This is a genomic window from Marinobacter sp. ELB17, assembly GCF_000169375.1.
Classification (GTDB): domain Bacteria; phylum Pseudomonadota; class Gammaproteobacteria; order Pseudomonadales; family Oleiphilaceae; genus Marinobacter.
Window position 1 is genome coordinate 51,920 of record NZ_AAXY01000010.1, and the last position, 25,403, is coordinate 77,322.

Consider the following 25,403-nt stretch of genomic DNA (forward strand, 5'->3'; position numbering starts at 1 on the left):
TGGAGAGGTATTTGGCTTTCAATTGCGTGTTCCTCGGAAAAGGTAGCAGAGTGATGATAGTTGCCGCTAAATCTCTGATAGGGGCTTTTTTAGCACTGACGGTTTCGCCTGCCTGGTCTGAAATTCAGGCGAAGGGATCGCTCACTGTCTCGATTGCCGCACCGGCCTATTGGTGCCCGTACGCCTGTGATGCGGCTGGATTACGCTCGGGATTCACAGTTGATATCGCCCGTGCCGCGCTGGAGTCTGAGGGGCACAAAGTCGTTTATAAAAACCTGCCCTACGACCGGGCACTTGTTGAGGCAAAAAGCGGTCGTATCGACGCCATAATGCCGACGTTCAAGGGGGAGGCCCCCAGTTTTATCTTTCCCTCATATGCGGTGTCGCTGACCGAATATTGTTTCTACGTTCCGGAGGACGAACCCCGCCGCTATAGCGGCCTGGATTCAATCGAGAACATGCGATTCGTGGCCACTTCAGGCTACAGCTATGGCGAAGATATGGACGCTTATATTTCTAACAATCAGGATGAGCGCGTAATTCTGATCGGGGGAGATGACGTATCCAACCGCCTCCGAGAGATTGTCAGAAGGGGACGCGTTGATGCACTTCTCGATGATCGGCTTCTGTTCGAATCCAGCCAGAACAGCGTTGGCCTGGTGAATGCCGGCTGTCTCGACGAACGCCATGCCGGTTACCTGGCACTTTCCCCGGAAGACCCGGGCCGGTCAAACGCCATTGCCCAGGCCTTCGATCGCGGCATTAGGACTATCCGAGAGGACGGGCAGCTTTGCGAGATTCTGGAAAAGTACAGGTTAGGCGCCGAAGTAGTGCTCGACCTGAGCGGAGAGTATTGCCCATCAAATTTTTTCTGAGCGGTTTCCGGGTCGAATCTGGCCGGAGCATTGTTGCCGTTACAAAGCACCCGGCCATTCGGCTAACATTGTCATCGAATGCGCAGAAAGTATTCTGAGTTTCTTGAGCAAGGTTTGTGTCGCGATCTTATTTCCTAATCGAACAGGCTCATACGCTTCATAACGTTGTCGCGCTTGATTTTCCAATGGAACATTGCACCCGTCACATGCAGCACCACCAACGCTAAAATGATCCAGCTCAGCCATTGATGCAGCAGAAAGAGCAGTTCAGAGAGCTGTTCATCCTTGCCAATAAACCCGGGCAACTGCCAGAGGAAAAATTCAACCGGGAAGTCGCCGGCGGCTGTGCCTGCCCAGCCAAGTAACGGCATGGCAATCAGCGCTAAATAGAGCAAGTATTGGACGCTTTTACTGACGACTCTCTCGAAGGTATCCAAGGGCGGTGCATGGTCTGGCACTGCAAAAGCCAGGCGGGTAATAACACGCAGTATCATCAGCAGTAGTATCAACACACCCAGCGTTTTATGGCCGCCGAAGAGCACGTTCGTCAGCGTTTGGCCTAGCAGATCGACGGCGCCGTCAAAATCCAGAAAGCCTATCGTTAAGCCGCTGGCTAAAGAGAGCAACACCACGCCAGCCACTGACCAGTGGAGTAGCCGGTGCGGATAGGCATAGCGATCCAGTGCTTGCATGCGGCGCTCATGATAACCATTGATGTCAGCGAATTCTAGTCATTAAAATGGTCTTGCGCTGCTTAAAACATCGCGAATAAATTGGAATTAATATTATCTGCTCAGCCGGCAGGCGCCCAAAGACTTTGTGATTGGCCAAGCGAGGATGAGCTAACCCCTTACTCGCCCGGGAAGCTCATTACAATCGGCACAAATTGCTGAGTCATGGCGTTGTTCGCTAGCCTGGCTGGCTTGTTCTATCGCGGTTATCTGCCGGTTTCCATCCTGGCAGCATACGGTGTGATGAGCCTGTTGGTGTTTGTGATGTACTGGATTGATAAACGGGCCGCGAAACGGGGCGCACAACGTACCGCTGAAAATACGCTGCACCTTTTTGAACGTTGCTGTGGCTGGCCCAGCAGGTTTTCCGGCATAAAATGCGGAAGGGCAGCTATCAGTTCGTGTTCTGGCTGGTGGTTTTGGCAAATGTGGGCGCTCTGGGTTGGCTGTTAGTTGCGCCAGAGGCCATGAGCTTTAGGCAGCCGTTGGGCTTTGATTTGTCGAAGTCTTTGCAGTCTCTTATTTGGTGATGGCAAACTCACCTACTTTTTCGTTTAATGCGAAACTAGTCCTCTTAACTTATGAAACAGGAACCCGACAATGGCGGAATTATCACTCAAGGAACAACTGAGCAACGCGGTAAAAAACGCGATGCGGAATAGGGAAAAAACTCGGCTGGGCACTCTGCGACTGGTTCAGGCCGCCGTCAAACAGATCGAGATTGATGAGCGCCGCGAGGTGAATAACGAGGACGTTTTAAAGGTGCTGGACAAAATGCTCAAACAGCGCCGCGATTCCGCCGGTCAATACGACGATGCCGGTCGCAAGGAGCTGGGCGACATCGAGCGGGCAGAAATGCTGGTTATTGAGGAATTCATGCCCGCCGCCCTGACTGAGGATGACCTCGACGGCTTGGTTCGTGCGGCCATCAGCTCAACCGACGCTCAGGGAATGCAAGACATGGGGCGGGTGATGAGCGAGCTGCGCCCGCAGGTACTTGGTCGGGTCGATATGGGCCATCTGAGCAAGAAGGTGCGGGCCGCGCTAGCGGGCTAATGGCCAGCAAAAACCGGGACAGATTTATTTCCGTTATACGGCTACCCTGGAGAACATACACTTGCCCAACTACACTGACTGAATGAAGCGCCGGGTGGACAGCCGGAAAGGGAAACAGATCTACAGTCACCGGATGTCGGTGGTGGAACCTCTCGATGGCACTGGCGCGAATGAGGTTACTGCCGCGTTTGGGGGCCCCGCGGATGTGCTGTTCGTGCGCTGTAATGTGGCGGATGAAGGCGACGTCGAGTCGGCGTTGCGCCAGGTGATAAACTGGGGAGGTCGGCTGGATGCGTTGGTGAACAATGCCGGCCTGGCTGATCCCGTGATGGGCGCGGTGGAAGAGCTGGCGCTGGTGGAGTGGCCGAAACGACTGGACGTGAACTTCACCGGTCCCTACCTCACGGCAAAACACGCGGTACCGCACCTGCGCCGAACCCGGGGAGCCCGCACCCCTCACCGCAAGCGACCATCCCCAGCATCCTGCGCAAGATGATCTACGAAGAGTAGGGGGCATCTCCCTCGCTGGCTGCCCCCATCATAAGGCTTAGAACTTTCTTTCGCGTTCCTAAGAACGAATTGGTCCTATGGCCCCAGAAGAATCGTTCATACTTGTTTCGAGCAGTATCTGATTTCAATGAAAATCGAGGGCCATACACATGAACACAGCCACAGGTATTTTAACCGCTCTGGTTTTGATGATCCCTGCCAGCCAGGTTGTGGCAGACGATAGCAGTGAGCTTCTCAAGGATGCTCTGAGTGCAGCGCCTGTTTCGCTTCGCAATCAGGTAACTGTTATGGACTGGGATAACAACGTGCTGCAGGAAGGAAGCAGCAATTACGTCTGCTTCCCCACACCACCCACCTTGCAAGGCACGGCCCCCATGTGCCTGGATGGCCCTTGGCAGAAGTGGGCCGCGGCATGGATGAGCAAACAGCCTTTCACATCACCCGGACTCGGTATTTCTTATATGCTGGGCGGTGACGAGGGGGCGAGTAACATCGATCCATACGCCAAGGGCAAAACCGACGACAACGACTGGATCAAGGAGGGCCCGCACCTGATGGTTATTGTCTCCGACCCGAAAGACCTCGACGCCCTGCCAACCGATCCGCATAACGGCGGGCCCTATGTTATGTGGAAAGGAACAGACTATGCGCACATCATGGTCCCGGTGCGCCTGAACTAACCGGGATAGATTTATTTTTTGATTAGCTTTCCGGCTAACCTGCCCTGAAGTGTGTCTGCGCCATCTCCCTGGTGATCTGATCAACACGATTACTGCCAGTGGCTTTCAGTTCAGACGTGGCAGACGCGTAAGATGCCTGTACCCCATGGCTGACATTCAGCGAACTTTTCACACCAGCTTGCCAGGCAGGGTTGCTGACTCCAGCACTCACCGTCGTGTTAGCGATCAACTCCCCGAGCTTTTCCTTGCCTCGCAACTGTCGCAGTGCCTCCAGCGCGGCGGCTTCGACTTCCGCCCGGTCGCCTTCACGCCACTGGTCCGCCAGATTCATTATATCTTCCATGCCCCGTTCAATGGAAAAATCGAGCATGTTGTATTCGGCCATTTTGGTCAGCGCGCTTCGGAACACATCCCGCTCGCTGTCATCCAGTAAACCATCGCCCATCTTTTAATGCGGGCCAGTCCTTGGGGAGGGCGTGCAGCTCTGTCTGTCATTATGTTTCCTGAAACAAGTAGTCATGCTGGCAGTGGTGGACTGAAAGACGTGACACTTGTGTATGGGTGTCCGGTGCAGCAATACGGGAAATCGGGACTGAGTCTGTGCTCCGGAAAATAAATCTGTGCCGGCTATCTGGATGGCTTCTCTCGATAGTGCCTGTGCCGTAGACTTTGTTGATGTTCGAGGAGATGAGTTACACCGCCCTGGCGGGCCAGATTGTCAGCCTTATTGCGCTGGGCTTTTGCATTGTCGGCTTTACCAGCAAGCACGATGACCGGCTGATGGTGCTGTTGATTGCGGCGAATGTGGCCTTTGCGTTGCAGTTTGCGCTGTTTGGTAGCTGGACGGCGGCGACCCTGAGCTTGCTGGTAATCGGCCGCATTATGCTGGCGCGGCGCTATATGGGCAGCTGGCAGGTGATGCTGGCGGTATTGGGGGTGAATCTTGTGGCCGCACTACTGACCTGGCGCAGCCCAGTGGATTTTTTCGCTATTGCGGCAGCTATTTTTGGCACCTTCGGCATGTTCATGCTCAGGGGCATTCCGATGCGGCTAATGCTGGCCGCCGCTGCGGTTGCCTGGATGCTAAACAATATTGCCATCGGTTCGGTGGGCGGCACGCTGGCGGAAGCGATGGTGCTAGTCGTTAACTTCATTACCATATACCGGCTGGCGAAAATGAAACGGCGTTATCCTAAGGCTTTCGAGAAAGCAAAAGAGCCCGGCACATAGAAAACCCAAGCGCCTGAGCCACCAAGGCGTTCGCTGATGTCGTAAAATAGTGCGAATTTTCTGAGGTGAGTGCTCAATGAAATTCTTAATAGTCACAGCCATCGTTGTCGTGACTGCATTCCTGATTTACCGTGCAAAACAGAACATAGATCCCGTGGACGCGGCCGCAGCGCAAGAGATTGGCGAAATGGTCATGTCGCAGTTGCGCAAAAATGGGCTGAAGTCGGAGGATGCGCAGGAACAGATTTATTTAAGGATTCACCACACTATCAACTGACAATCGCCCGTCAGAAACCAACAGTGTCACGTCAGCACAGATGGCCGGTCATTTAGCCACCGCGCGTCCTAAAAAGCGCTTCACCGTCAAACCTTGAAATAGAATGGAAAACACCACCACCACGTAGGCCATCGGCAGAATCAGATCCCGCTCCGGCCCTGCGGGCAGCGCCAATGCCAATGCAACGGAGATGCCGCCTTTCAGGCCGCCCCAGGTTAACGCCAGAATAGAGCTGGAGGTATGTTCCTGGAACGGTTTTAACGCCATCACAGGAACACCCACCGCCACCAGCCGTGCCAGAAGCACCAGCGGAATCGCTGCAAGTCCGGCCAACAGTACCGGTAATTCAAAGGTGACGATCAGGACTTCAAGACCAATCAGCAAAAACAGGACCGCGTTCAGAACTTCATCGATCAACTCCCAGAACGTATCCAGCTGCTGCTCGGTTTTTTCCGACATTGCGTATCGTCGACCATGGTTGCCGATCATCAGCCCCGCGACCACCACCGCCAACGGGCCGGACATATGCAACCGGCTGGCGAGCGCGTAGCCGCCTGCCACCAGAGCAATGGTAACCAGAATTTCGACCTGGTAATTGTCGAGTCGGCGCAGCAGGCGATACCCCACCCACCCCAGTACAAAGCCCAACACCAATCCACCCACCACTTCCTCCAGAAACAGCAGGCCAATGCCCTGAAACGAGGCCTCTCTGTCACCCTGTGCAATGCCTAGAATGGCGATAAACATGACCACCGCAACGCCATCATTGAATAGGGATTCACCCGCAATTTTGGTGGACAAGGCTTTCGGTGTGTCCACCGATTTAAGAATGGCCAACACCGCCACAGGGTCGGTGGGCGCCACCACGGCGCCGAAGAGCAGGCAGTAGATAAACGGCAGCGGAATTGCGAGCCAGCCCAGCACCAGCCACATGGCACATCCCACTAAAAACGTGGTGACCACAACACCCAGAGTCGCTAACAGCGCCACCAGCCATTTCTGATCGGCCAGATCGTCAAGATTTACGTGCAGGGCACCGGCAAACAACAAAAAACTCAAGAGGCCGTTCAGTAATGTTTCACCCAGATCAACCTGTGCAATCAGCTGCTCTGCCCAGCGGGTCAGATCCTGCCCGCCCAGGTGGTTGATACCGACCAGAACCAGCGAAAAGGCCAGCGAAAACGCCATCACGGCGATACTCGTTGGTAAACCGATAAACCGAGCATTGATGTAACTGAACAATGCGGAGAGGCTCAGTAGGATGGCGACGATTTCAAAAAGTGTCATGTATTCCTCAAAAAAACCAGGACAGATTTTTTGTCACCCGCCCAATAAAACCGTGGCCCAGATCACAAGCACCACTGTTCTAACCACTATGGCAGCAGACACTTTGTGACGCTCGAAAATAGCTTGCGCGTGATTGCCGGCAATGAGAATCAGCATTCCCAGGCCATAGTATCTCAGTGCCCGGGACAAAACAGACGCGAGCACAAAAAGAAAGAAGGAATAGCTGGTGGCCCCGGATGCCAGCATGGCAATTTGAAACGGAATCGGAATAACCCCGACACTCATAATGAACCAGAATCCGTCCCTTCTATCCGCATGCGCATATGCTTGAATTGTTCGGGCGTCGAGACCATTTCCAAGAGGAATTGCTCGACAGCATCAAACACGAAATAGCCGACCGTGGCGTTTTGCTAGACAGCCGAGTAAGGCAATAGTGCTGAGGAGGAATTTCTGACTGCGGTTAATGCTGGCCGTTAACTTCATCACCATATGCCGGCTGGCGAAAATGAAACGGCGTTATCCCGAGGCTTTCGAGAAAGTAAAAAAGCCGGGCACGTAGAAAACCCAGCCTAAGGTACGATTCGCTCCAGCAACAACCCGGTTACGGAACTAAACCAAGGTGTCAAAAATTTCGATGCATGAAAATCGTTAAGGCTGAGTTCGGTTATGTGAGCCAAATCACAGTGTGAAGATTATCGACACGCAGTTTGGACAGGCTAGAAATGCAATACGGCCGAACGTTTCGGTCTGTCAATCTGGCCTGAAGCCAGAGGATGCGTAGATTGCAATGATTCGGGCGGAAGTAGCTATCTGGTTGCTCCTATCAATGAAGCCAAAGAGCGCCGGCTAAGCTGACGCTCTTTGGCATTCTCCCTGGAACGCGAATCAATTGCTCCGGTTCAAATCTGATGTTTACGCCGCTTTACTCCAAGTCCAAGTAGACCCAGACCCAACAGGGCGAATGTTCCAGGTTCCGGGACTGTCACCGATGTGCCTGTGCCAACCAGTTTTGATGAGCCCGCACTGAAGTCTCCGCCTACAATACTTTGCACGCGCATGCCCACTCTCTGGTTCAAGAACTGGGTCTGGTCCAGACCGGCAATCGTCAGGTCAAAGCTTAGAGTCTGTATAAAACCATCTTTGCTACCATTGGTTCCAGTAGTACGGCAAAGTCCCAATTACTTTCGCCGCTCCCGTTCAGGTTCAGCCCACCCCCCAGAGAATTGACTGCGTTCTCACTGAAAGAATAGCCATTTACTATGCCAGTCGGGTTTTCGTTACTGAACGTTGCTGTCGACCCTGTAAGCGCACCAATGTTCGCAAAGTCGAACCAGAGCGCCAGAACGTCGCCTTTGGTGAGGCCTACGTTGATTGGGTCTGCGATGTTCGCAGAAATCGTGACCGTATTGGTGCCGTTGTCCTCAAACGTTACCTCACCAAAAAAACCGCCACCGTTGGTATAATCTTCCAGTTGCGTCGTGATAGCCGCGCCATGGGCAACTGACGTGATTGCAAAAATAGATGCTATTGAAATGATTCGTTTGAAATAACTCATTGTTTTAACCCCTAAAAATATTATTCTGATCCGCAAATAACCTATGCAATAACGGCGCCATAATGTCTTGCTGTTATTTTCCAATAGCTTGCAAATTCGTTAATCCAATGACTGTAAAAATTATTGACACAAATTCCGCCAGCAATGGCGGTGACAGCGTTTTCGGTGTCTATAACACCTCCGTTTCCAAACGGGGCGCGGCCGCGTTTGCCGGGTGGTGTGGCATAGGAACGATCAGTTATTCTATTTTCCCTGTGCCGATTTACCGGAGTTTTTGATTCATGCCCGACATCATCGTGATGTTCTTCCTGCTTGGAGTGATTGCGGGAGCCCTTCGCTCCGACCTGACGATCCCGAAGGCCGTTTACGATATTCTCAGTCTTCTGCTGATGCTGACCATAGGCCTCAAGGGGGGCATGGCCCTGCATGGCAATCTTCATTGGGGTCTGATTACGCAAGTGCTGGCGATTATGGCGTTGGGCTTTGCCATTCCTTTGGCGCTGTTCCCGATGCTCCGCTACCTTGTGCGCTTGAATGTAGCGGATGCCGCCAGTTTCTGCGCCCATTATGGATCTGTCAGCGCGGGTACTTTCGCAGTGGCGTTGGCCTGGGTTGAGTCCCGGGGGTTGGCGACTAACGGGCAGGTTACTTTGTACTTGGTGCTGTTGGAGTTGCCAGCGATTCTTACCGGCCTGTGGCTGTATCGGCGCTACACCCAGGATGCGGCTCAAACAAGCAGCACAGGCACACCCCTGTGGCAGGAAACCCTCACTAACAGAAGCGTGGTTTTGCTGGTGGGAGGCGTGGTTATCGGCATTCTTTACGGGCCTGACAAGGGTGATGGTGTTACGGCGCCACTAACGGGTGCTTTTTCCCTGGTGCTTTCGCTGTTCTTGCTGGAAATGGGTCTGGTTGCGGCGGAAACACTGCGCAAGGTTCAGCTTCGTCATTGGCGTTTGATTGCTTTCGCACTTTGCATGCCCCCGATCCTGTCCGTGCCAGGGCTTTTAGTCGGCTCCTGGCTGGGTCTGGAGACCGGAACTGTTGTGATTTTGGGCGCTCTTACCGCCAGCGCTTCTTACATTGCCGCGCCGGTAGCGATAAGGCACGCCATTCCAGAAGCGGATATCGGGCTGGCGATGCTGGCTTCTCTTGGTGTGACTTTCCCGTTCAACGTATTGATTGGTATCGGGCTGTACAGCCACTTTCTGGAGTTATTGACGGCGTAGCGTCCGATTCAACGCGATCCAGAATTATAAAACTGTTTTTCTTTTCCAATTTTTCGCGATCTAGTATGAACACTCTAATTTTTCACCGTATTGTCGGTATTGAGTTCGAAGTTCGACGAACTTTAGTCGACAAATTCGCTTGGTGAACCCTTCTTTAATCAAAGCGATCATTAGCAATCAGGAGATTTAAAATGGGTAAACTCAAAACATATCAGCAACAGATTCAGGAAATTGTCGAGAAAGGTATTAATGCTGCAGAAGCGCAACAGAAAAAGCTGTCTGCCAAGCCTTTCGAGTACGCTGAGAAACTGGAATCTGGCGCTCGCGAATACAGCGTTAAATCATTGCGCGAACACTACTACGGCTACAGTGAAACGCTGTTTAGCCAGCTCCGCAGTCTGAACTTGCGGATGGGTAGTTTCGCTGCCGACATCCTGTCAAAGCTTGAGAAAGAAGCAGCTGAAGGCACCGATGCGGTTGCTGAAGTTGTATCTGACGTCGCTGATGATGTGACCAGCTTAGCGCAGTCTGCCAAGCACAAAGTCAACACCGGAAAGCCGACTGCTACGAAAAGCCCGGCCAAGAAGACAGCCACCACTGCTTCTGCATGATAGACAAAATTGTGTGTCCTTGGGAGGCCTTCGCGCCTCCCTTTTTTTATGGTGCAATGGTAAAAATCCAAAGCGCAGGAAGACACCCAGAACCTGGGTGAGCACGAAAAGTTCGGTACCAAGTCAGTCAATAAACGTCGGAAGCCTCTCGCAGTGACAGCGAAATCGGCCTACGCTTTGGTTATTCTGGTTTTGGAGTTTATTAGTATGAAACAGCGTCACCTGTTATTGCCCATCGGCCTGATACTCACGCTTACTGCCTGCGGAAATACAGCTCAGTTCTCCATTGCCGAGGGAACCGGCCCTGATCCGGCATTACCCAGTCCGAGCGAATCCCTGATTCCCATTGTCAATATTGCCAAAGCCGCCGGCTGGCCTTCCAGCGGAAAACCCGATGCCGTCGCGGGAACCCGGGTGGTCGCCTTCGCAGACAACCTGGAACATCCCCGCTGGCTCTATGTGCTACCCAATGGTGATGTGCTGGTTGCCGAAACCAATGCCCAGCCGAACCCGGACAGTCATCAGGGTATTCGTGGCTGGATCACGAGAATGATCATGGAAGATGCCGGTGCCACTGTTCCCAGCGCCGACAGGATTACCCTGCTGCGGGACAGTGATGGTGACGGCGTAGCCGACAAACGCTCGACGCTACTGAAAGACCTGTACTCCCCGTTTGGTATGGCTCTGATCGGGAACGACTTCTACGTTGCCAACACGGACGCCGTCATGCGCTTTCCCTACAAGACGGGCCAGACACGCATCACTGCCGAAGGCTCCAAAGTCACCGATCTGCCAGCCGGCAAGATCAATCATCACTGGACCAAGAGCATGATTGCCAGCCCGGATGGCAGCAAGCTTTACGTCGGTGTGGGATCGAACAGTAATATCGGCGAAAACGGTCCTGAGAATGAGGAAGGTCGCGCATCCATTTGGGAAATCGACCCCGAAACCGGTCAGCACCGCGAATTTGCCACTGGCCTACGCAATCCCGTGGGGTTGGCCTGGCAGCCGGAAAGCGGCGAGCTCTGGGTTGCCGTCAATGAGCGTGACCTGCTTGGCAGTGACCTGGTACCAGACTACATGACATCGGTGGCGGAGGGTGGTTTCTACGGTTGGCCCTTCAGCTATTTTGGCCAGAATGTGGATGAGAGGGTAAAGCCGCAACACCCGGGGAAAGTGGCCCGGGCCATCAAGCCCGATTACGCCCTCGGGCCGCACACCGCTTCACTGGGGCTAACGGCCGCCGAGGGCAACACGTTACCTGAGCAATTCAACAACGGCATGTTTGTGGGCCAACACGGCTCCTGGAACCGCAAGCCCCGCAGCGGTTATAAAGTCATTTTTGTTCCTTTCACCGATGGTGAGCCCGATGGTCAGCCGGTCGATATACTCACCGGGTTCATCAATGCCGACGATAAAGCCCAGGGGCGTCCTGTTGGCGTTGTTATCGACAAGCAGGGTGGGCTTTTAGTGGCGGATGACGTGGGCAATATCATCTGGCGGGTCAGTCGCGCCGAGCCGGCGGCACAGTGAATGGCGGCTTTTCCGCCCAAGGTATGTGCGTGTGGAAACCGGGTCAGGTTGACATGTTCCGGGATTGACCGGAGGATCACGACGTATGAGTAGAGCCACATACACCCCCGTGAATCAGCACAACGGCGCGTCAGATGAGCTAGCGAAGTCACTCGACGCGGCCATCAAACGCCTGGCCGACATCAATGCGACTGAGGGCGTGTCGCCCGTTTTGGAGGTCATCGAAGCGGCACGGGCCTTGATGTTTACTGACGAAGGCCTCGAAACTCTCTACCAGCGCGTGCCGGCGATTGAGGCGGCCGGGTGCTTTGGTGGCAGTGATTGGGATTATCCTCAGACGTTGGTGCCCTCGCTGGCCGTGCGCACGATTCGCCATGGCGAACCGGTGGTAACCCTGATTGAAATTCTTAGCCAGATTCGCCTTTTAGCGGTGGCTAAAGGCCATTACAGTCATCCTTCTATCTCGGCAGAACACGCCCATCACTTTCTCGCCCAAGTACTGGCGATGAATTTGGATCTGGTGGTCAGTGATCTTCAGGAGAGCGACCGGCTGCGGCCGGATGGGCTCGGCTTCGCCGTTCAGAGTCTGTATCACTTTTTGCTCCGGCATTTGGGTTACGAGAATCTTCTGGAACATTTAGTGGCCGAAGTCTGGCGAATTCTGGCGCAACGGCCGGTTCAGGTGGATGGTGTTAAACAGATGGTGACGCAGATCGCCGTCTGCCTGCAAAAGCCGGATGCGCTCGGCGGCGACGTCGGCGATGACGCGCTGCAATTGATCCATGCCGTGTTCAGCCCTACCGAGGGCTGCCGCGAAGATCCCGGCTTCGATGTTTATGCTGAGCGGCTGGCACAGATGGACGATGCCACCTTGCTGCGAGAGGCCATCGCCTTTGCCAAGGCCATGCACAGTACCGGCCTGGTTTCACCGTATATGCCTGGGTTTATACGTTACCTGCGTAGCCGTTGGAACGACCTGATTCCCACCGCTTTGGGCCTGAGCCACACGGGCGCCGACGCCTTTCACTGCTATCCGGCGTTGATTCACACCCTGATTGACGAGGCCTTGTTTCCCGAGACCAGCCAGTGTGCCTACGGACTGGCGATGATGCTCGAGCGGGGGATTCTCTATGCGCCTCCGGTGGCGCCGTCTCTGTGGCGACAAATACGACTGTTGCTGTGCGAGGCCGCAGCCGAGAAAATTGTGGCGGTCTTTGGGCGCAGCCGTTCGCCGGAATGCTTTCTGCTTGCGGATGTGCTCAATGTGCTCGGGTGCCCTCTAGGGGTGGGGCAGGGGAACTATCCTACCTGTCAGTCGACGCGCGCCTTGTCTATGTGGGCTTACAACATGCCGGCGGAACTGCTTCGGATTCTTGCCTGGGCGGCACGCGACGACGAAGTGGTGATGCGCTTTGAGGGCAACAGCATTTCTTCGCGGGATCTGGGCGCCGGGCTGGCCAGCGAGCCTCCGGTGGATGTAGATGCCGTTTCACTGCTGACTGTGCCGCACCTGGACCGCATCTACTTTGAAATGGGTCGTCGCAGCGCCGGGCGTGGAGAAGATCCGCACAAATGGGTTAACTCCGCATTCCACGGTGATCGTGTGGGTCACGGATTTCGCATAGCCGTCGACATATTCACCGGTGGCCTGAAGGACTTTGAAGGGTTTATTCGAGATTTTTATGCTGCCTATCACCCTTTTTACAACGGCAACATTCCGGTTATTAATCCTCAGCCAGCCGGTATCGCAGTGACCGACAGCGCGACACGCTTTCTTGGCTGGCACGCCATCACTATCCAGCGGCTTGCGCTGGATAGTGATGAGGTTATGCGCGTTTATTTCTTTAATCCCAATAACGACAGCGGGCAAAACTGGGGTCAGGGAATTGTCACCTCGACCCAAGGCCACGGCGAGCTCTACGGTGAAGCCTCGTTGCCGGTGGCCGAGTTTGCCTCGCGATTGTACGTGTTTCACTACGACCCGCTCGAAAAGGGTGAGCCGGGTGATATTCCAACCGATGACGTAAAACAGGCCATGCATCTGGCCCAAAACAGTTGGGCCTTGGGGCGTTAGGGTCTGTAAATTAAGCTTTACTTCACGTAAGTCGCGGCTAAACTGAGGAATAAGGGAAACAGACCTCATCAAGCAGGCTTTTTCCGTCCGTGTAATTTTTCGCTAAAGTAGTAAGAGATGTTGAGCCGTCGGTAAATCCGCCGAGTGCAGATCTCGCCAACTTTTACCGACCATAATGACAATTATTGAGGTGTGTTTATGAAACGCCATGCTTTCTCTGCCGCATTTGCCGGCACCCTGCTGAGTGCTGCCATGTTTGCATCACCTGCGATGGCCCAAGACCAAGAGCAGTTCATCACCATCGGCACCGGCGGCCAGACCGGCGTGTACTATGTCGTCGGTCAGTCGATCTGTCGTCTGGTTAATCGTCTGGAAGATGCCAATATCAAGTGTAATGCACCGTCCACTGGTGGTTCTGTTGCCAACATCAATGGCATCAAGTCCGGCGAGTTGGACATGGGTGTCGCTCAGTCCGATGTTCAGTACCAGGCCTACAACGGCACCAAAAGCTTCGAAGGCGACGCCTATACGGACCTGCGTGCCGTTTTTCGGGTTCATGGTGAGCCTTTGACTTTGCTGGCGCGTGCTGATTCTGGCATTACTACCCTGGATGACCTTGTGGGCAAGCGCGTCAACATCGGTAACCCCGGCTCTGGCCAGCGCAATACGATGCAAGTAGTAATGGACGCCAAAGGCTGGACCGAGGACACCTTCTCGCTGGCGTCTCAGCTCGGTGCCGCCGAACAGGCTGCGGCCCTGTCCGATAACAATATCGACGCCATGGTCTATGTGGTCGGCCACCCCAATGGTTCCATCCAGGAGGCGACCACCACCGTCGACGCCCGCCTGATTCCGTTGAATGACGAGGACATCCAGGGCATCGTCAGCGAGTATCCTTACTACAGCGCTTCCGTCATTCCCGGCGGCCTATACACGGGTAACCCGGACGATGTCGAGACCTTCGGGGTGGCGGCTACCTTCGTGACCACCGTCGATGCCGACGAGGAAGTCATCTACCAGACGGTCAAGGCGGTTTTCGACAACTTCGATCGCTTCAAGCAGCTGCACCCGGCCTTCGAGAACCTGGTTCCCCAAGAGATGGCTACCCAAGGGCTTTCAGCACCGCTGCATGATGGCGCTGCCCGCTACTATCGCGAGCAAGGCTGGATTGAGTGATTTTGCTTTGATGGCTGTTATAACTGAGTGACCGATGCGCGGATGCTTATAGGTATCCGCGCATTGCGTTTGTGGGGCCGTTTCCAAGCGCAATAATAATATCAATAGCAACCTGACTGACGGCGGATAGGGCTGAGTATGACGGACGACAATACAAAACCTCGCGACTCGAGTGCTGATCTGGAGGACATGGTCGCTTCCAGTGACTCGGGAGCCCGCAAACCAGCCGGCATGCCCGGGAAACTATTGGTGTGCATTGCGGCGGCATGGTCGCTCTTCCAATTATGGATCGCTTCTCCGGTGCCCTTCATGCTGGGTTTCGGCGTGTTCAGCGCCACGGAAGCCCGCTCGATTCACCTGGCCTTTGCGCTTTTTCTGGCTTACATGGCCTATCCCGCATTTAAGCGTTCGCCCCGCGATCGAATTCCCATCCAGGATTGGGTGCTTGCGACGGTCGCGGCCTTCTGCGGCGCTTACATGTTTATTTTCTACGAAGGACTGTCTCAGCGCCCTGGTGCGCCGATATTGCAGGACGTAATCGTCGGGGTGGCTGGGGTTCTGCTGCTGCTCGAGGCGACCCGCCGAGCGCTTGGGCCGCCGCTGATGATCGTGGCATCGTTCTTTCTTATCTATAGCCTTGCTGGCCCATGGATGCCCGGTATCCTCTCGCATGGCGGGGTCAGCCTCTATGGACTGATCAATCACCAGTGGTTGACGACCCAAGGGGTTTTCGGCATCGCGCTGGGGGTCTCGACCAGTTTCGTGTTCCTGTTCGTGTTGTTCGGCGCTTTGCTCGACAAGGCCGGAGCGGGCAACTATTTCATCAAGGTGGCGTTCTCGCTGCTTGGCCATTACAAGGGCGGGCCGGCCAAGGCTGCCGTCGTGGCGTCTGCCATGACCGGGCTAATTTCCGGCTCATCGATTGCCAACGTGGTCACCACGGGCACCTTTACTATTCCGATGATGAAGCGCGTCGGTTTTTCCGCCGAAAAGGCCGGAGCTGTCGAAGTGGCGTCTTCGGTCAACGGTCAGATCATGCCGCCTGTCATGGGCGCGGCCGCGTTCCTGATGGTTGAGTATGTGGGCATTTCCTATGTCGATGTCATCAAGCATGCCTTCTTGCCTGCTTTGATCTCTTATATCGCACTGGTCTATATCGTTCACCTGGAGGCCCTGAAGGCCAACATGCAGGGTCTTGAAAGCAGCAATCCGCCTAAGCCCCTGGTGCGCAAGGTGATGGGCTTTCTCGGTGGGCTTCTGTTGATGATGGTGACGGCTATGGTCGTCTATTACGGCCTTGGCTGGCTCAAGCCAGTTCTTGGCGATGCCACTCCCTGGGTGGTCTCGGTTGGGCTGGCGTTGGTTTATGTCGCTCTGCTTAAGCTGGCAGCCGGTTACCCTGAACTCGAGTTGGATGATCCCAATCAGCCGATCTATTCGCTGCCGCAAACCAGGCCCACAGTGTTGGTGGGTTTGCAGTACATCCTACCGGTGGTTGTGCTGGTCTGGTGTTTGATGGTGGAGCGCCTGTCGCCGGGCTTGTCGGCTTTCTGGGCCACGGTGTTCATGGTCTTTATCATTCTTACCCAGCGTCCCATTACCTCAATCTTCCGCGGTCGCAGCAAAATGAGCGCCGACTTGCGCGAAGGCGCTCTGGATTTATGGGTTGGATTGGTCACAGGTGCCCGCAACATGATTGGCATCGGTATTGCCACTGCTACCGCTGGCATCATCGTTGGGGCCGTGTCGCAGACCGGGGTGGGGTTGGTGCTGGCCGAAGTGGTGGAAATCCTCGCGATGGGGAATTTGCTGCTGATCTTGCTGCTTACGGCGGTGCTTAGTCTGATTCTTGGCATGGGTCTGCCCACTACGGCCAACTACATTGTGGTCTCGGCGCTGCTGGCGCCGGTTATTGTTCATCTGGGGGCGGAGAACGGCCTGCTGGTGCCGTTGATTGCGGTGCATCTGTTCGTGTTTTACTTCGGCATCATGGCCGACGTTACGCCGCCGGTGGGGCTGGCGTCCTTCGCGGCGGCGGCGGTTTCCGGCGGCGATCCTATCCGGACCGGTTTTCAGGCCTTCTACTACAGCCTTCGTACCGCGGCTTTGCCGTTTCTGTTCATCTTCAATACTGACCTTCTGCTGATCGATGTAACCTTTTTGCAGGGTATTCTGATCTTTGTGGTGTCGACAATAGCCATGCTGATCTTTGCGGCGGCGACTCAGGGCTACATGATCACCCGCAGCCGCTGGTACGAATCCGCCGTGTTGTTGCTGATTGCGTTCACGCTGTTCCGGCCCGGGTTCTGGATGGACATGATTCATGATCCCTATGAGTCCATGCCACCTGCACAATTCGTGGAGGCCATGGGCAGTGCCGATGAAGACTCTGCCTTGCGCATACAGATTGCAGGTCTTGATGCGTTCGGCGATCCCATGACCACCTACATGACCGTGCCAGTGCCAGACGGCGATAGCGGGCAGGAGCGGCTCGATAATCTGGGCCTGGAGCTGTTGATCGAAGGCGACAAGGCAATTGTCGATATGGTGGCCTATGGCAGCCAGGCGTCGGATCTTGGCTTCGACTTTGACCAGGAAATTATCGAGGTACTGGCTCCTGTTGATCGCTGGACCAAGGAGCTGATGTGGATCCCCGCCTTCCTGGTTTTCGGGCTGGTCATAATGTTGCAGCGTCGGCGTCGTGACAATATGGCGGCTACCGCCACTGCCTGAAGGAGATTGCCATGTACAGCAAGATTATGTTGCCAGTGGACCTTAATGAGGAGGAATCCTGGTCGAAAGCGCTTCCAACGGCTTTGACGCTATGCAGAAGTTTCGACGCATCGTTGCATTTGGTCACGGTTCTGCCGGACTATAATATGCCCATAGTGGGGTCTTATTTTCCCAAGGACTTCGCCAAGAACGCCCATGAGGCGATAGCCGAGGCTCAGCGTGCCTTTATCAAGGCGAACGTGCCGGCGGATGTAAGGGCGCAAAGCGTTATTGTTGATGGCTCGCCCTGGGAGGCGATCATCAAGGTGGCTAAGCAACTCGATATCGATCTGATCGTTATGGCGTCCCATAACAAGCGTAAGTTCGCCGATTATGTGCTGGGCCCCAATGCCGAGCATGTGGTGCATCATGCCAAGATGTCGGTAATGATCGTGCGCTAAGCCCAAGCCCAAGCCCAAGCCCAAGCCCAAGCCCAAGCCCAAGCATAGTCATAGTCATAGGCTTGGGTGTTTATGGCATGCGACGACTATTTTCCTGCGCCCCTTTCGCACGAACAGCGGGTCATTTCAGACCGGAGTAAAACCGCTCGATGAAAAGCGACGAGTTGCATCTACTTTATGTGTTCGATGCGATCATGACCGAGCGTTCGGTCACTCGCGCGGCTGAAAGCCTGGCAATGACGCAACCAGCGGTATCCAACGCGATTTCGCGAATGCGGCAGGTTTGGAATGACCCGCTGTTCGTGCGAAAGGGGCGCAAAATTGAACCGACATCCTATGCGTTCAGCCTTTGGAAACGTATTCGGGGCCCAATCTATGACCTGTCAACCGCCGTCAGATCCACTAAGTTCGACCCCGCGCAGGCGAGCCGGACTTTCCGGATTGCGGTTACGGATCTCACCGTAGAGATGATCTGGCTCCAACTGGCTCAAAAACTCGAGCGAGTGGCTCCAGGCATCGACTTTCACGCTGTACCCTACACGCCGGAAGGGACCTACAATGATTTACGCGAAGCCAGCGTGGATCTCGCTATTGGGCCGATCAGCCATCATGACAATAGCCTTAGAAGTATTTTTTTGTTTCAGGGGGGTTATCAGGTTGCCATGCGGGCCGATCATCCACTCGCAGGTAAACCGCTCTCTATGGAAGACTTCATAGATGCGCGGCATTTACTGGTGACGATGTCCGGCGAAGCTCACGGGATTGTCGACAGCTATCTGGACCTGAAAGGGCTGAGCCGGCGCGTTGCGGTGACGGTGAATGAGTTTGTGGGAGTGCCCAGGTTGTTGCGCCACACCGACCTTATTTGTGCAGTCCCGGAGGTTATTCTTCAAAGTAGCGACTTTACAGCGAATCTGTGGGTCACGCGCTTGCCGTTTGACCTAGACCCCAGCAGCCTCTATTTGTTTTGGCACACCAGGCACGACCGCGATCCCGGCGTTGTCTGGTTGCGAGAGTTGATCGAGACTTCGCTGAAAGAACGTTACTCAAGCATTATGGACACGACAGGCTAAGCCGGCATTTATGATGATATTGAAAGTGCAGAATTAAGCCCAGCGGGTCGGGAAAATACGTTTTACCGCCGAGCAGCGGGTAAAAATACATTCCGACCTTCGAGTGCTTGAACAGAGTGGCTACGCTGTTCAGGTTTTGGATGTGCGTTGGATAGATGTGTGGTCAGCGGCAATAATCTCGCCGCGAATTACGTCGCGACCGCTGTATGGAGCGGGCGCTGCTGGCTGCTCGATTTTCTGCTCATCGGACTTCCGGTCTGCCAAGCTGGCAGAAGCCGGTAGGGCGAAAGCGGCCAAGACGGCTACGAGTACGGTTGTGGTTGCGGTAATGTTTCGCATGGTTATTTTCCTAAGGATCTTTGATTGGTTTGTCAGGGACTGGAAATCACGTGGGTGCTTTCTAATCCGATGAGGGCATTATCAGGATGAAGAGCCAGGTTGAATAATTGTTGCGTGGTATTTCTGGTATCACTGTAAGTGATGAGTAAAGCGATAGACTATAGCGTCGTCGATTAGCGTCAGCCCCAATCGGTTGGTTTACCGCCTGATCGCCAAGTGTGTGAATGCTTTCTCTTTTTGTCGTAAGAAGCAGGCTTTCAAGTGGCTGGGCGTCCATTTGCTCCGCAATACCCTGTGGTAAGGTGCGCCTATGATTACGCTTGACCAAACGACAGCTCAGCGCATCGTAGACAGGGCAATGCAGGTTATTGGCCACTCGGTAAATGTGATGACACCCGACGGAGTGATCATCGCTTCAGGTGATCCGCTACGAGTTGGTGAAATTCATCAGGGCGCACGGCATGTGGCTGTGCGAGGGGAGTCGCTGGCGGTTGATGCTCACAATGCTGAGCAATTCCCCGGGGTTCGCCATGGTGTTAACGTCCCCATCACGGTTGGCCACCAGGTCGTTGCTGTTGTTGGCATTTCCGGGGAACCGGCCAAAGTCTTGCCGTTTGCAGATTTGGTGAAGGTTACGGCAGAGCTCATGCTGGAGCATACCGCTCTGCTGGAGCTAGGCCAGCACCGTCGCCGGCAAATTGAGGATACGTTGTTAGCGCTGATTAATGGACGCACCGTGCCGCAGGTTTGGCTGGAACGAGTCGGCTTCGATCAGGCTCAGCCGCGCCTTGCATTGATCATAGAACCTGCGCAGTTACCGGGTCCCGACGATTTTGTTATTTCGCTGATGCGGCAGCTGGAAATCAGTGACAAAAGCTTGTTATTGGCCCAAGTAGCGCCCCAGCGACTTCTTGTTCTGGTGCCGGTAAAGCTGCCAGGCACCCCAGAGCATCGCTCGATGACAGAGCAGTCGCTAAAGCGCCTGCAGCGCCATTTACCCGCAGCCATTTACGCGCCAATGGTGATAGCCGTCGGACAGTATACTGAGAGCAATCTTCGGGGCTGCTACGAGTCTGCTCTTGCAACAATGACGTATGGCCGACGTGAGTCACCACACCTCAAAACACATTGTTACTCGGATAGCCCAGTAGCCATCTTGTGGGAGAGCTTTCACCCAGGCTGGCAGCAGCACGAGTTGCTGCGTCCCTTGCACGCCTTGCACGCCCACCCTCGTCATCTTTTGTATGCACGAACCCTGCAAGCGTTTTTTGACGCCAATGGCGATGTACAACAATGTGCGTCGACCCTGCATTTGCACCGGAATACCATTCGATACCGACTGAAAAGCATTGAGCAGCTCACCGGGTTGTCTCCGTTCAAGCTCCCCGAGCTTCTCCACCTGTATCTGGCACTTAACGCAGGCGGCCCCCGCAAAAATGACTGATTTGTCGTTTTGCACAAAATTTAGCAGGTTATGGCTCAATTTTTAGGTTACTTGGCTAAAGACGAATCCCCGCTCAGATTCTAGACTCACGGATTGTACTTAGCTCCCTCCTTGGGAAAATAATAATTAAAGCGATGCTGGAGATTTTCTATGCACATGGTTTTTATTTTAATCGCTCTTATTGCGTTCATTGTGTTCGCAACGAGCAAATTGCGCCTCAACCCTTTCATTACACTTTTGCTGGCATCGTTCATTGCCGCGTTCGCATTTGGCCTGCCGCTCGATGCCATCGAATCAACGATTCGCGGTGGTTTTGGTAAAATTCTCGGCTACATCGGCCTGGTTATCGTTTTGGGTACCATCATCGGTGTCATTCTTGAGCGCACCGGTGCCGCTATTGTGATGGCTGAGACGATCATTAAATGTTTGGGTAAAAAATTCCCTACCATGACGATGTCCATCGTTGGTTTTATTGTGTCTATTCCGGTGTTTTGTGATTCCGGTTTTGTCATTCTCAACAGCCTGAAGCGCTCCATGGCGAGAACCCTTAGCGTATCCCCCGTCGCAATGACGGTGGCACTTTCTACCGGTCTATTTGCAACCCACACCCTTGTACCACCCACGCCCGGCCCGATTGCGGCCGCAGGCAACCTGGGGTTGGAAAACAACTTGGGGCTGGTTATCGGCGTCGGCCTTGTTTTCGCCATAATCGCGGCGATGGCGGGTTTGGTTTGGGCCTATTTCTCACGAAACCTGCCCAGTACAGAACTGGATCTAACAGAAGAAGCGTTTGAGGAAGGTAAAGAGCATTACGGTGAACTGCCTGGCCCATGGAAAGCCTTTGCTCCTATTTTTGTACCCATTGCCCTTATTTGTTTGGGCTCAGTAGCCAGTTACCCAACCGCCCCGCTGGGTGATGGGTTTCTTTATGAAGCGCTGAATTTTCTTGGTAAGCCGCTAAATGCTCTGTTGATTGGCCTTGGGTTTGCAGTACTGCTGATTCAAGGTAATGAGAAACTCAAAGGATTTGCCCGTCACACCGAAAAAGGTCTGGTTGTCTCGGCACCGATTATTCTGATTACCGGTGCGGGTGGCGCATTCGGTGCTGTGCTGGCCGCGACACCGCTGGGTGATTTCCTTGGCCAGAACCTGTCTACATTGGGCTTGGGGGTTATCATGCCTTTCATTGTGGCCGCTGCGCTCAAATCGGCACAAGGTTCTTCAACCGTCGCCCTGGTTACCGCTTCTGCGCTGGTTGCCCCGTTGTTGCCGCAATTGGGATTGGACTCAGATATGGGCCGCGTACTAACGGTTATGGCCGTTGGTGCTGGCGCAATGACCGTCTCCCACGCCAACGACAGCTATTTTTGGGTGGTATCCCAGTTCAGTAAAATGGACGTTGCAACGGCGTATCGCTCACACACAGCGGCGACACTTTTTATGGGCCTGGTAACAATTACTGCCGTGTGGCTAGCATCCCTGGCAGCTCTGTAAGGGGCACTAGCGATATTCAAACAACTTGGTAAGGACCGCAGCATGCGTGTACTCATTGCCCCTGATTCGTTCAAAGAGTGTCTGACGGCGAAAGCCGTCGCTGACGCGATCGCCGTTGGTTGGTTGCGTGGTGCTCCGGCTGACCAGGTGATTAAAATCCCCCTGGCAGATGGCGGTGAAGGCACAACAGCCACTCTCGTGGGGGCTATGCACGGCAAGTTGCACCAGACACGGGTAAGCGGTCCTTCCGGCTACCCGGTCAATGCCAGTTACGGGCTGATAGATAATGGCAAAACCGCCATTGTTGAAGTTGCTGAGGCAAGCGGCCTGCACTGTGTGGCCGAGCCTGACCGTAATGCGATGTCAGCGTCCAGTTATGGCACCGGTCAGCTCATCATGGCTGCTTTGAAACACCGGCCGAAGACCCTTATCGTTTGCTTGGGTGGCAGTGCCACCACCGATGGTGGCGCGGGTTTGCTGCAAGCTATGGGCGCACAATTATTGGACAGTAAAGGCCGATCCATACCTCCCGGTGGAGAGGGTTTAAAATACATCAGTCACTTTGACATTGCCGACGCGAAAGCAGAGCTGGCAGGTATAGACGTTGTGGTCGCATGCGATGTGACGAATCCCCTACTCGGCAACTTGGGCGCCGCAGCAGTGTTTGGGCCACAAAAAGGTGCTTCGCCAGACGACGTCAAAGTGCTCGACGCCAACCTTGGTCACTTTGCCCAGTGTGTGGCGCTAAATGGTTACGACATAAGCAGCTTTGCAGGAAGTGGCGCAGCAGGCGGCATTGGGGGAACGGTCGCTGGGATTCTTGGTGGGCTTTTAAAACCCGGTATCGAATTGGTAATGGCGGCCGTGGGTATGGACGCACAGATGAAGGTAGCCGACTTGGTGATTACGGCTGAAGGGGCGATTGACGGCCAAAGTGCTTCTGGCAAAACGCCGACAGGCGTTGCCAAGCTGGCACAACGCTATCAGGTACCTGTTATTGGCCTTGCCGGCATGTTGGGGGGCAAAAATATGACGGCCATTCATGAGGCGGGCATTACATCGGTTTTCTCGATTGCCCCTGGACCCATCAGTAAAAGCGACGCTATCGCACATGCATCGCACTATCTTGAAAGCACCAGCGAGCAGCTGGCTCGGCTTGTTTCAAGGCTGAAATAAAAAACCGAAACATGCGAGGTTGCAGTAATACTCGTCAAGCGGGTTTATGGTTCGTGTTCTCCGTTCTTTACCAAAGGCTGTTGAGCGACTTTAATCAAAGGAACTCCATGAAGAAAAAAGAGTAAGTAGTGCTTGAAGCCGTTCCGGCATCGACCAGGGAAGAGACGCTTCTTGGTGAAATCAGAGATATTCTCAAGCAGAAATAACTCAATTCAGAGAGTGAGTGTCAACTGGTAGACGGCACGTGCGGGAGCACGTGCCGTCAGCACTCATTCCAGCTCCGTTTAGCCAGTGCGGTGTTGGCGAGGAGATCGTACCGGTTGAAGTGGACGCCATGGAAATTCATGGTTATCGACCGACGTTAGGGCTCATCGTTTCTGCGGCGACCTCTAACCGATCAGCCTAGGCCGCCCATACACAGGTATTTGATTTCGACATAGTCGTCGATGCCGTACTTGGAGCCCTCGCGTCCAATGCCGGACTCCTTGACGCCGCCAAAGGGAGCCACTTCAGTGGAAATTATCCCTTCGTTGATACCCACCATGCCGTACTCCAGCGCTTCGGCGACCCTCCAGATACGGCCGATGTCCCGGGCGTAAAAGTAGGCGGCCAAACCGAAGGGGGTGTCGTTGGCGGTTTGCACGGCTTCAGCTTCATTGGAGAAGCGGAATACTGTCGCCACCGGGCCGAAGATCTCTGCATTGGCGATGCTCATGGCGGTCGTAACCTGGGTGAGTATCACCGGGGCGTAGAAGTTTTCTCCAAGTCCCTCGGCGTTGTCGGCCTGATGCAGGATGGCACCCTGTTCGACGGCCTCGGCCACCAGTCCTTTTACTTTGGCTACTGCTTTGGCGTTGATCAGGGGGCCGATGGTGACTCCTTCGGTCAAGCCGTCACCGACCTTCAACTGGGCTACGGCGCTGGCGAGCTTTTCGACGAAGGTGTCGTAGACGGAATCTTGCACCAGAATGCGGTTGGTGCAGACGCAGGTTTGACCGGCGTTGCGGAACTTGGATGCCATCAAACCGGCTACTGCCGCGTCCAGATCGGCGTCGTCAAAGACGATAAAGGGGGCGTTACCCCCAAGCTCCAGAGAAATCTTCTTGACCGTATCGGCGCATTGGCGCATCAACAGTTTGCCCACCGGGGTTGAACCGGTAAAAGAAAGTTTACGTACCCGGCTGTCGTTACAGAGGGTTTGACCGACGGTGGCGGCATCTTGGCTGGTGACCACGTTAAAGGTGCCAGCGGGCAAGCCGGCACGGGATGCCAGCTCGGCCAGAGCCAGAGCGGAAAGGGGAGTGTCTTCCCCGGGTTTGACGACCACTGTACATCCCGCCGCCAGCGCCGGGGCGACTTTGCGGGTGATCATGGCGATAGGGAAGTTCCATGGGGTAATCGCTGCGACGACGCCGATGGGCTGCTTAAGAACAATAATACGTTTGTCGGGGCCGTGGGACGGGATAACGTCGCCGTAAACCCGTTTGGCCTCCTCGGCGAACCACTCGATAAAAGACGCGCCGTAGGCCACTTCGCCACGGGCTTCAGCCAGAGGCTTGCCCTGTTCGCTGGTCATCAGCTGGGCGAGGTCTTCCTGGTGGGCGAGGATCAGCTCGAACCATTTGCGCAGCGCTTTGGCACGCGCTTTGGCGGTTAGGGCGCTCCATGCGGGCTGCGCTGCTGCGGCGGCATCGATGGCGCGGGTGGTTTCCACCGCGCCCATGTCGGGCACATCGCCTACTCGGTCGCCAGTGCTGGGGTTGGTGACGGTGTAGCTTCGGCCGTTGGCCGCCGCGCACCACTCGCCGTTAATAAAAGCCTGCTGTCGAAGCAGCGCTGCGTCTTTAAGCGTTAGTACCATTGTAAGTATTCTCGTTTGT

26 protein-coding genes and 1 pseudogene are annotated in these 25,403 nt (G+C 54.7%); 19 read left to right on the forward strand and 8 right to left on the reverse strand.

The features are described 5' to 3' along the window. Nucleotides 1-11 precede the first annotated feature (11 nt). A complete protein-coding gene (locus tag MELB17_RS13060) occupies nt 12-875 on the forward strand; it encodes a substrate-binding periplasmic protein (protein WP_227498897.1) in 864 nt (287 codons plus the stop codon). A gap of 134 nt (nt 876-1,009) precedes the next feature. On the opposite strand, the gene MELB17_RS13065 is transcribed toward MELB17_RS13060, so the two are convergent. Next, nucleotides 1,010-1,567: a cytochrome b gene (locus MELB17_RS13065; protein WP_007350731.1), complete on the reverse strand. Its 558-nt coding sequence runs from the start codon at nt 1,565-1,567 to the stop codon at nt 1,010-1,012. A gap of 303 nt (nt 1,568-1,870) precedes the next feature. Between MELB17_RS13065 and MELB17_RS26170 the strand changes: the two genes are divergently transcribed. From MELB17_RS26170 to MELB17_RS13085, 4 genes are all read left to right on the forward strand, one after another. Then, a complete protein-coding gene (locus tag MELB17_RS26170) occupies nt 1,871-2,059 on the forward strand; it encodes a DUF1294 domain-containing protein (protein WP_264673233.1) in 189 nt (62 codons plus the stop codon). A 147-nt stretch (nt 2,060-2,206) separates the two neighbouring features. Further along, a complete protein-coding gene (locus tag MELB17_RS13075; protein WP_007350734.1) occupies nt 2,207-2,662 on the forward strand; it encodes a GatB/YqeY domain-containing protein in 456 nt (151 codons plus the stop codon). Between the two features lie 142 nt (nt 2,663-2,804). Next, the gene (locus MELB17_RS13080) at nt 2,805-3,158 is read left to right on the forward strand and encodes an SDR family oxidoreductase (protein ID WP_227498898.1); all 354 of its coding nucleotides are present in this window, start codon (nt 2,805-2,807) and stop codon (nt 3,156-3,158) included. 163 nt (nt 3,159-3,321) lie between these two features. After that, on the forward strand, nt 3,322-3,852 hold the full coding sequence (locus tag MELB17_RS13085; protein ID WP_007350736.1) for a hypothetical protein: 531 nt from the start codon (nt 3,322-3,324) through the stop codon (nt 3,850-3,852). Nucleotides 3,853-3,886: 34 nt separating this feature from the next. On the opposite strand, the gene MELB17_RS13090 is transcribed toward MELB17_RS13085, so the two are convergent. Then, nucleotides 3,887-4,297: a hypothetical protein gene (locus tag MELB17_RS13090; protein ID WP_007350737.1), complete on the reverse strand. Its 411-nt coding sequence runs from the start codon at nt 4,295-4,297 to the stop codon at nt 3,887-3,889. 230 nt (nt 4,298-4,527) lie between these two features. Between MELB17_RS13090 and MELB17_RS13095 the strand changes: the two genes are divergently transcribed. Both MELB17_RS13095 and MELB17_RS13100 read left to right on the forward strand, forming a co-directional pair. Beyond that, entirely contained in the window at nt 4,528-5,082 is a 555-nt protein-coding gene (locus tag MELB17_RS13095; RefSeq protein ID WP_007350738.1) for a YgjV family protein, read from the forward strand. A 76-nt stretch (nt 5,083-5,158) separates the two neighbouring features. Beyond that, the gene (locus MELB17_RS13100; RefSeq protein ID WP_007350739.1) at nt 5,159-5,359 is read left to right on the forward strand and encodes a hypothetical protein; all 201 of its coding nucleotides are present in this window, start codon (nt 5,159-5,161) and stop codon (nt 5,357-5,359) included. Between the two features lie 48 nt (nt 5,360-5,407). Here MELB17_RS13100 and MELB17_RS13105 read toward each other — a convergent pair whose 3' ends face one another. The 4 genes and pseudogenes from MELB17_RS13105 to MELB17_RS13115 form a co-directional block, all read right to left on the reverse strand. Beyond that, nucleotides 5,408-6,646 carry a cation:proton antiporter gene (locus MELB17_RS13105; RefSeq protein ID WP_007350740.1) on the reverse strand — a complete coding sequence of 413 codons (1,239 nt, stop codon included), beginning with the start codon at nt 6,644-6,646 and terminating at the stop codon, nt 5,408-5,410. Nucleotides 6,647-6,679: 33 nt separating this feature from the next. Next, nucleotides 6,680-6,931 (reverse strand): hypothetical protein, encoded by a 252-nt coding sequence (locus tag MELB17_RS23270; RefSeq protein ID WP_007350741.1) that lies wholly within the window; start codon nt 6,929-6,931, stop codon nt 6,680-6,682. A 614-nt stretch (nt 6,932-7,545) separates the two neighbouring features. Then, nucleotides 7,546-7,647: pseudogene (locus MELB17_RS26495) on the reverse strand (PEP-CTERM sorting domain-containing protein); the annotation flags it as partial. A gap of 116 nt (nt 7,648-7,763) precedes the next feature. Then, the gene (locus tag MELB17_RS13115) at nt 7,764-8,201 is read right to left on the reverse strand and encodes a hypothetical protein (protein ID WP_007350743.1); all 438 of its coding nucleotides are present in this window, start codon (nt 8,199-8,201) and stop codon (nt 7,764-7,766) included. 281 nt (nt 8,202-8,482) lie between these two features. Between MELB17_RS13115 and MELB17_RS13120 the strand changes: the two genes are divergently transcribed. From MELB17_RS13120 to MELB17_RS13155, 8 genes are all read left to right on the forward strand, one after another. Beyond that, the gene (locus MELB17_RS13120; protein ID WP_007350744.1) at nt 8,483-9,430 is read left to right on the forward strand and encodes a sodium-dependent bicarbonate transport family permease; all 948 of its coding nucleotides are present in this window, start codon (nt 8,483-8,485) and stop codon (nt 9,428-9,430) included. 191 nt (nt 9,431-9,621) lie between these two features. Continuing rightward, on the forward strand, nt 9,622-10,041 hold the full coding sequence (locus tag MELB17_RS13125; protein ID WP_007350745.1) for a hypothetical protein: 420 nt from the start codon (nt 9,622-9,624) through the stop codon (nt 10,039-10,041). Nucleotides 10,042-10,248: 207 nt separating this feature from the next. Beyond that, nucleotides 10,249-11,574: a PQQ-dependent sugar dehydrogenase gene (locus MELB17_RS13130; RefSeq protein WP_036184762.1), complete on the forward strand. Its 1,326-nt coding sequence runs from the start codon at nt 10,249-10,251 to the stop codon at nt 11,572-11,574. Nucleotides 11,575-11,659: 85 nt separating this feature from the next. Further along, nucleotides 11,660-13,648, forward strand: coding sequence for a hypothetical protein (locus MELB17_RS13135; protein WP_007350747.1), 1,989 nt, complete (start codon nt 11,660-11,662; stop codon nt 13,646-13,648). Between the two features lie 198 nt (nt 13,649-13,846). Then, nucleotides 13,847-14,824, forward strand: a complete 978-nt coding sequence (locus MELB17_RS13140; RefSeq protein ID WP_007350748.1) for a TAXI family TRAP transporter solute-binding subunit — start codon at nt 13,847-13,849, stop codon at nt 14,822-14,824. A 138-nt stretch (nt 14,825-14,962) separates the two neighbouring features. Continuing rightward, entirely contained in the window at nt 14,963-17,557 is a 2,595-nt protein-coding gene (locus tag MELB17_RS13145; RefSeq protein ID WP_007350749.1) for a TRAP transporter permease, read from the forward strand. Nucleotides 17,558-17,568: 11 nt separating this feature from the next. Next, a complete protein-coding gene (locus MELB17_RS13150) occupies nt 17,569-17,997 on the forward strand; it encodes a universal stress protein (RefSeq protein WP_007350750.1) in 429 nt (142 codons plus the stop codon). Nucleotides 17,998-18,146: 149 nt separating this feature from the next. Continuing rightward, nucleotides 18,147-19,070 (forward strand): LysR family transcriptional regulator, encoded by a 924-nt coding sequence (locus MELB17_RS13155; protein WP_007350751.1) that lies wholly within the window; start codon nt 18,147-18,149, stop codon nt 19,068-19,070. A 129-nt stretch (nt 19,071-19,199) separates the two neighbouring features. Here MELB17_RS13155 and MELB17_RS13160 read toward each other — a convergent pair whose 3' ends face one another. Next, nucleotides 19,200-19,409, reverse strand: coding sequence for a hypothetical protein (locus tag MELB17_RS13160; RefSeq protein ID WP_007350752.1), 210 nt, complete (start codon nt 19,407-19,409; stop codon nt 19,200-19,202). Between the two features lie 310 nt (nt 19,410-19,719). Between MELB17_RS13160 and MELB17_RS13165 the strand changes: the two genes are divergently transcribed. The 4 genes from MELB17_RS13165 to MELB17_RS24605 all read left to right on the forward strand — a co-directional run bounded on the left by MELB17_RS13165 (nt 19,720) and on the right by MELB17_RS24605 (nt 23,929). Further along, entirely contained in the window at nt 19,720-20,853 is a 1,134-nt protein-coding gene (locus MELB17_RS13165) for a sugar diacid recognition domain-containing protein (protein ID WP_007350753.1), read from the forward strand. Between the two features lie 150 nt (nt 20,854-21,003). After that, entirely contained in the window at nt 21,004-22,347 is a 1,344-nt protein-coding gene (locus MELB17_RS13170) for a GntP family permease (RefSeq protein WP_007350754.1), read from the forward strand. Nucleotides 22,348-22,389: 42 nt separating this feature from the next. After that, nucleotides 22,390-23,523: a glycerate kinase gene (locus tag MELB17_RS13175; RefSeq protein ID WP_007350755.1), complete on the forward strand. Its 1,134-nt coding sequence runs from the start codon at nt 22,390-22,392 to the stop codon at nt 23,521-23,523. Nucleotides 23,524-23,746: 223 nt separating this feature from the next. Next, nucleotides 23,747-23,929, forward strand: a complete 183-nt coding sequence (locus MELB17_RS24605) for a hypothetical protein (protein ID WP_157133302.1) — start codon at nt 23,747-23,749, stop codon at nt 23,927-23,929. On the opposite strand, the gene MELB17_RS13180 is transcribed toward MELB17_RS24605, so the two are convergent. Next, nucleotides 23,921-25,384, reverse strand: coding sequence for an NAD-dependent succinate-semialdehyde dehydrogenase (locus tag MELB17_RS13180; protein WP_007350756.1), 1,464 nt, complete (start codon nt 25,382-25,384; stop codon nt 23,921-23,923). The genes MELB17_RS24605 and MELB17_RS13180 overlap by 9 nt on opposite strands. Between the last annotated feature and the right edge of the window lie 19 nt (nt 25,385-25,403).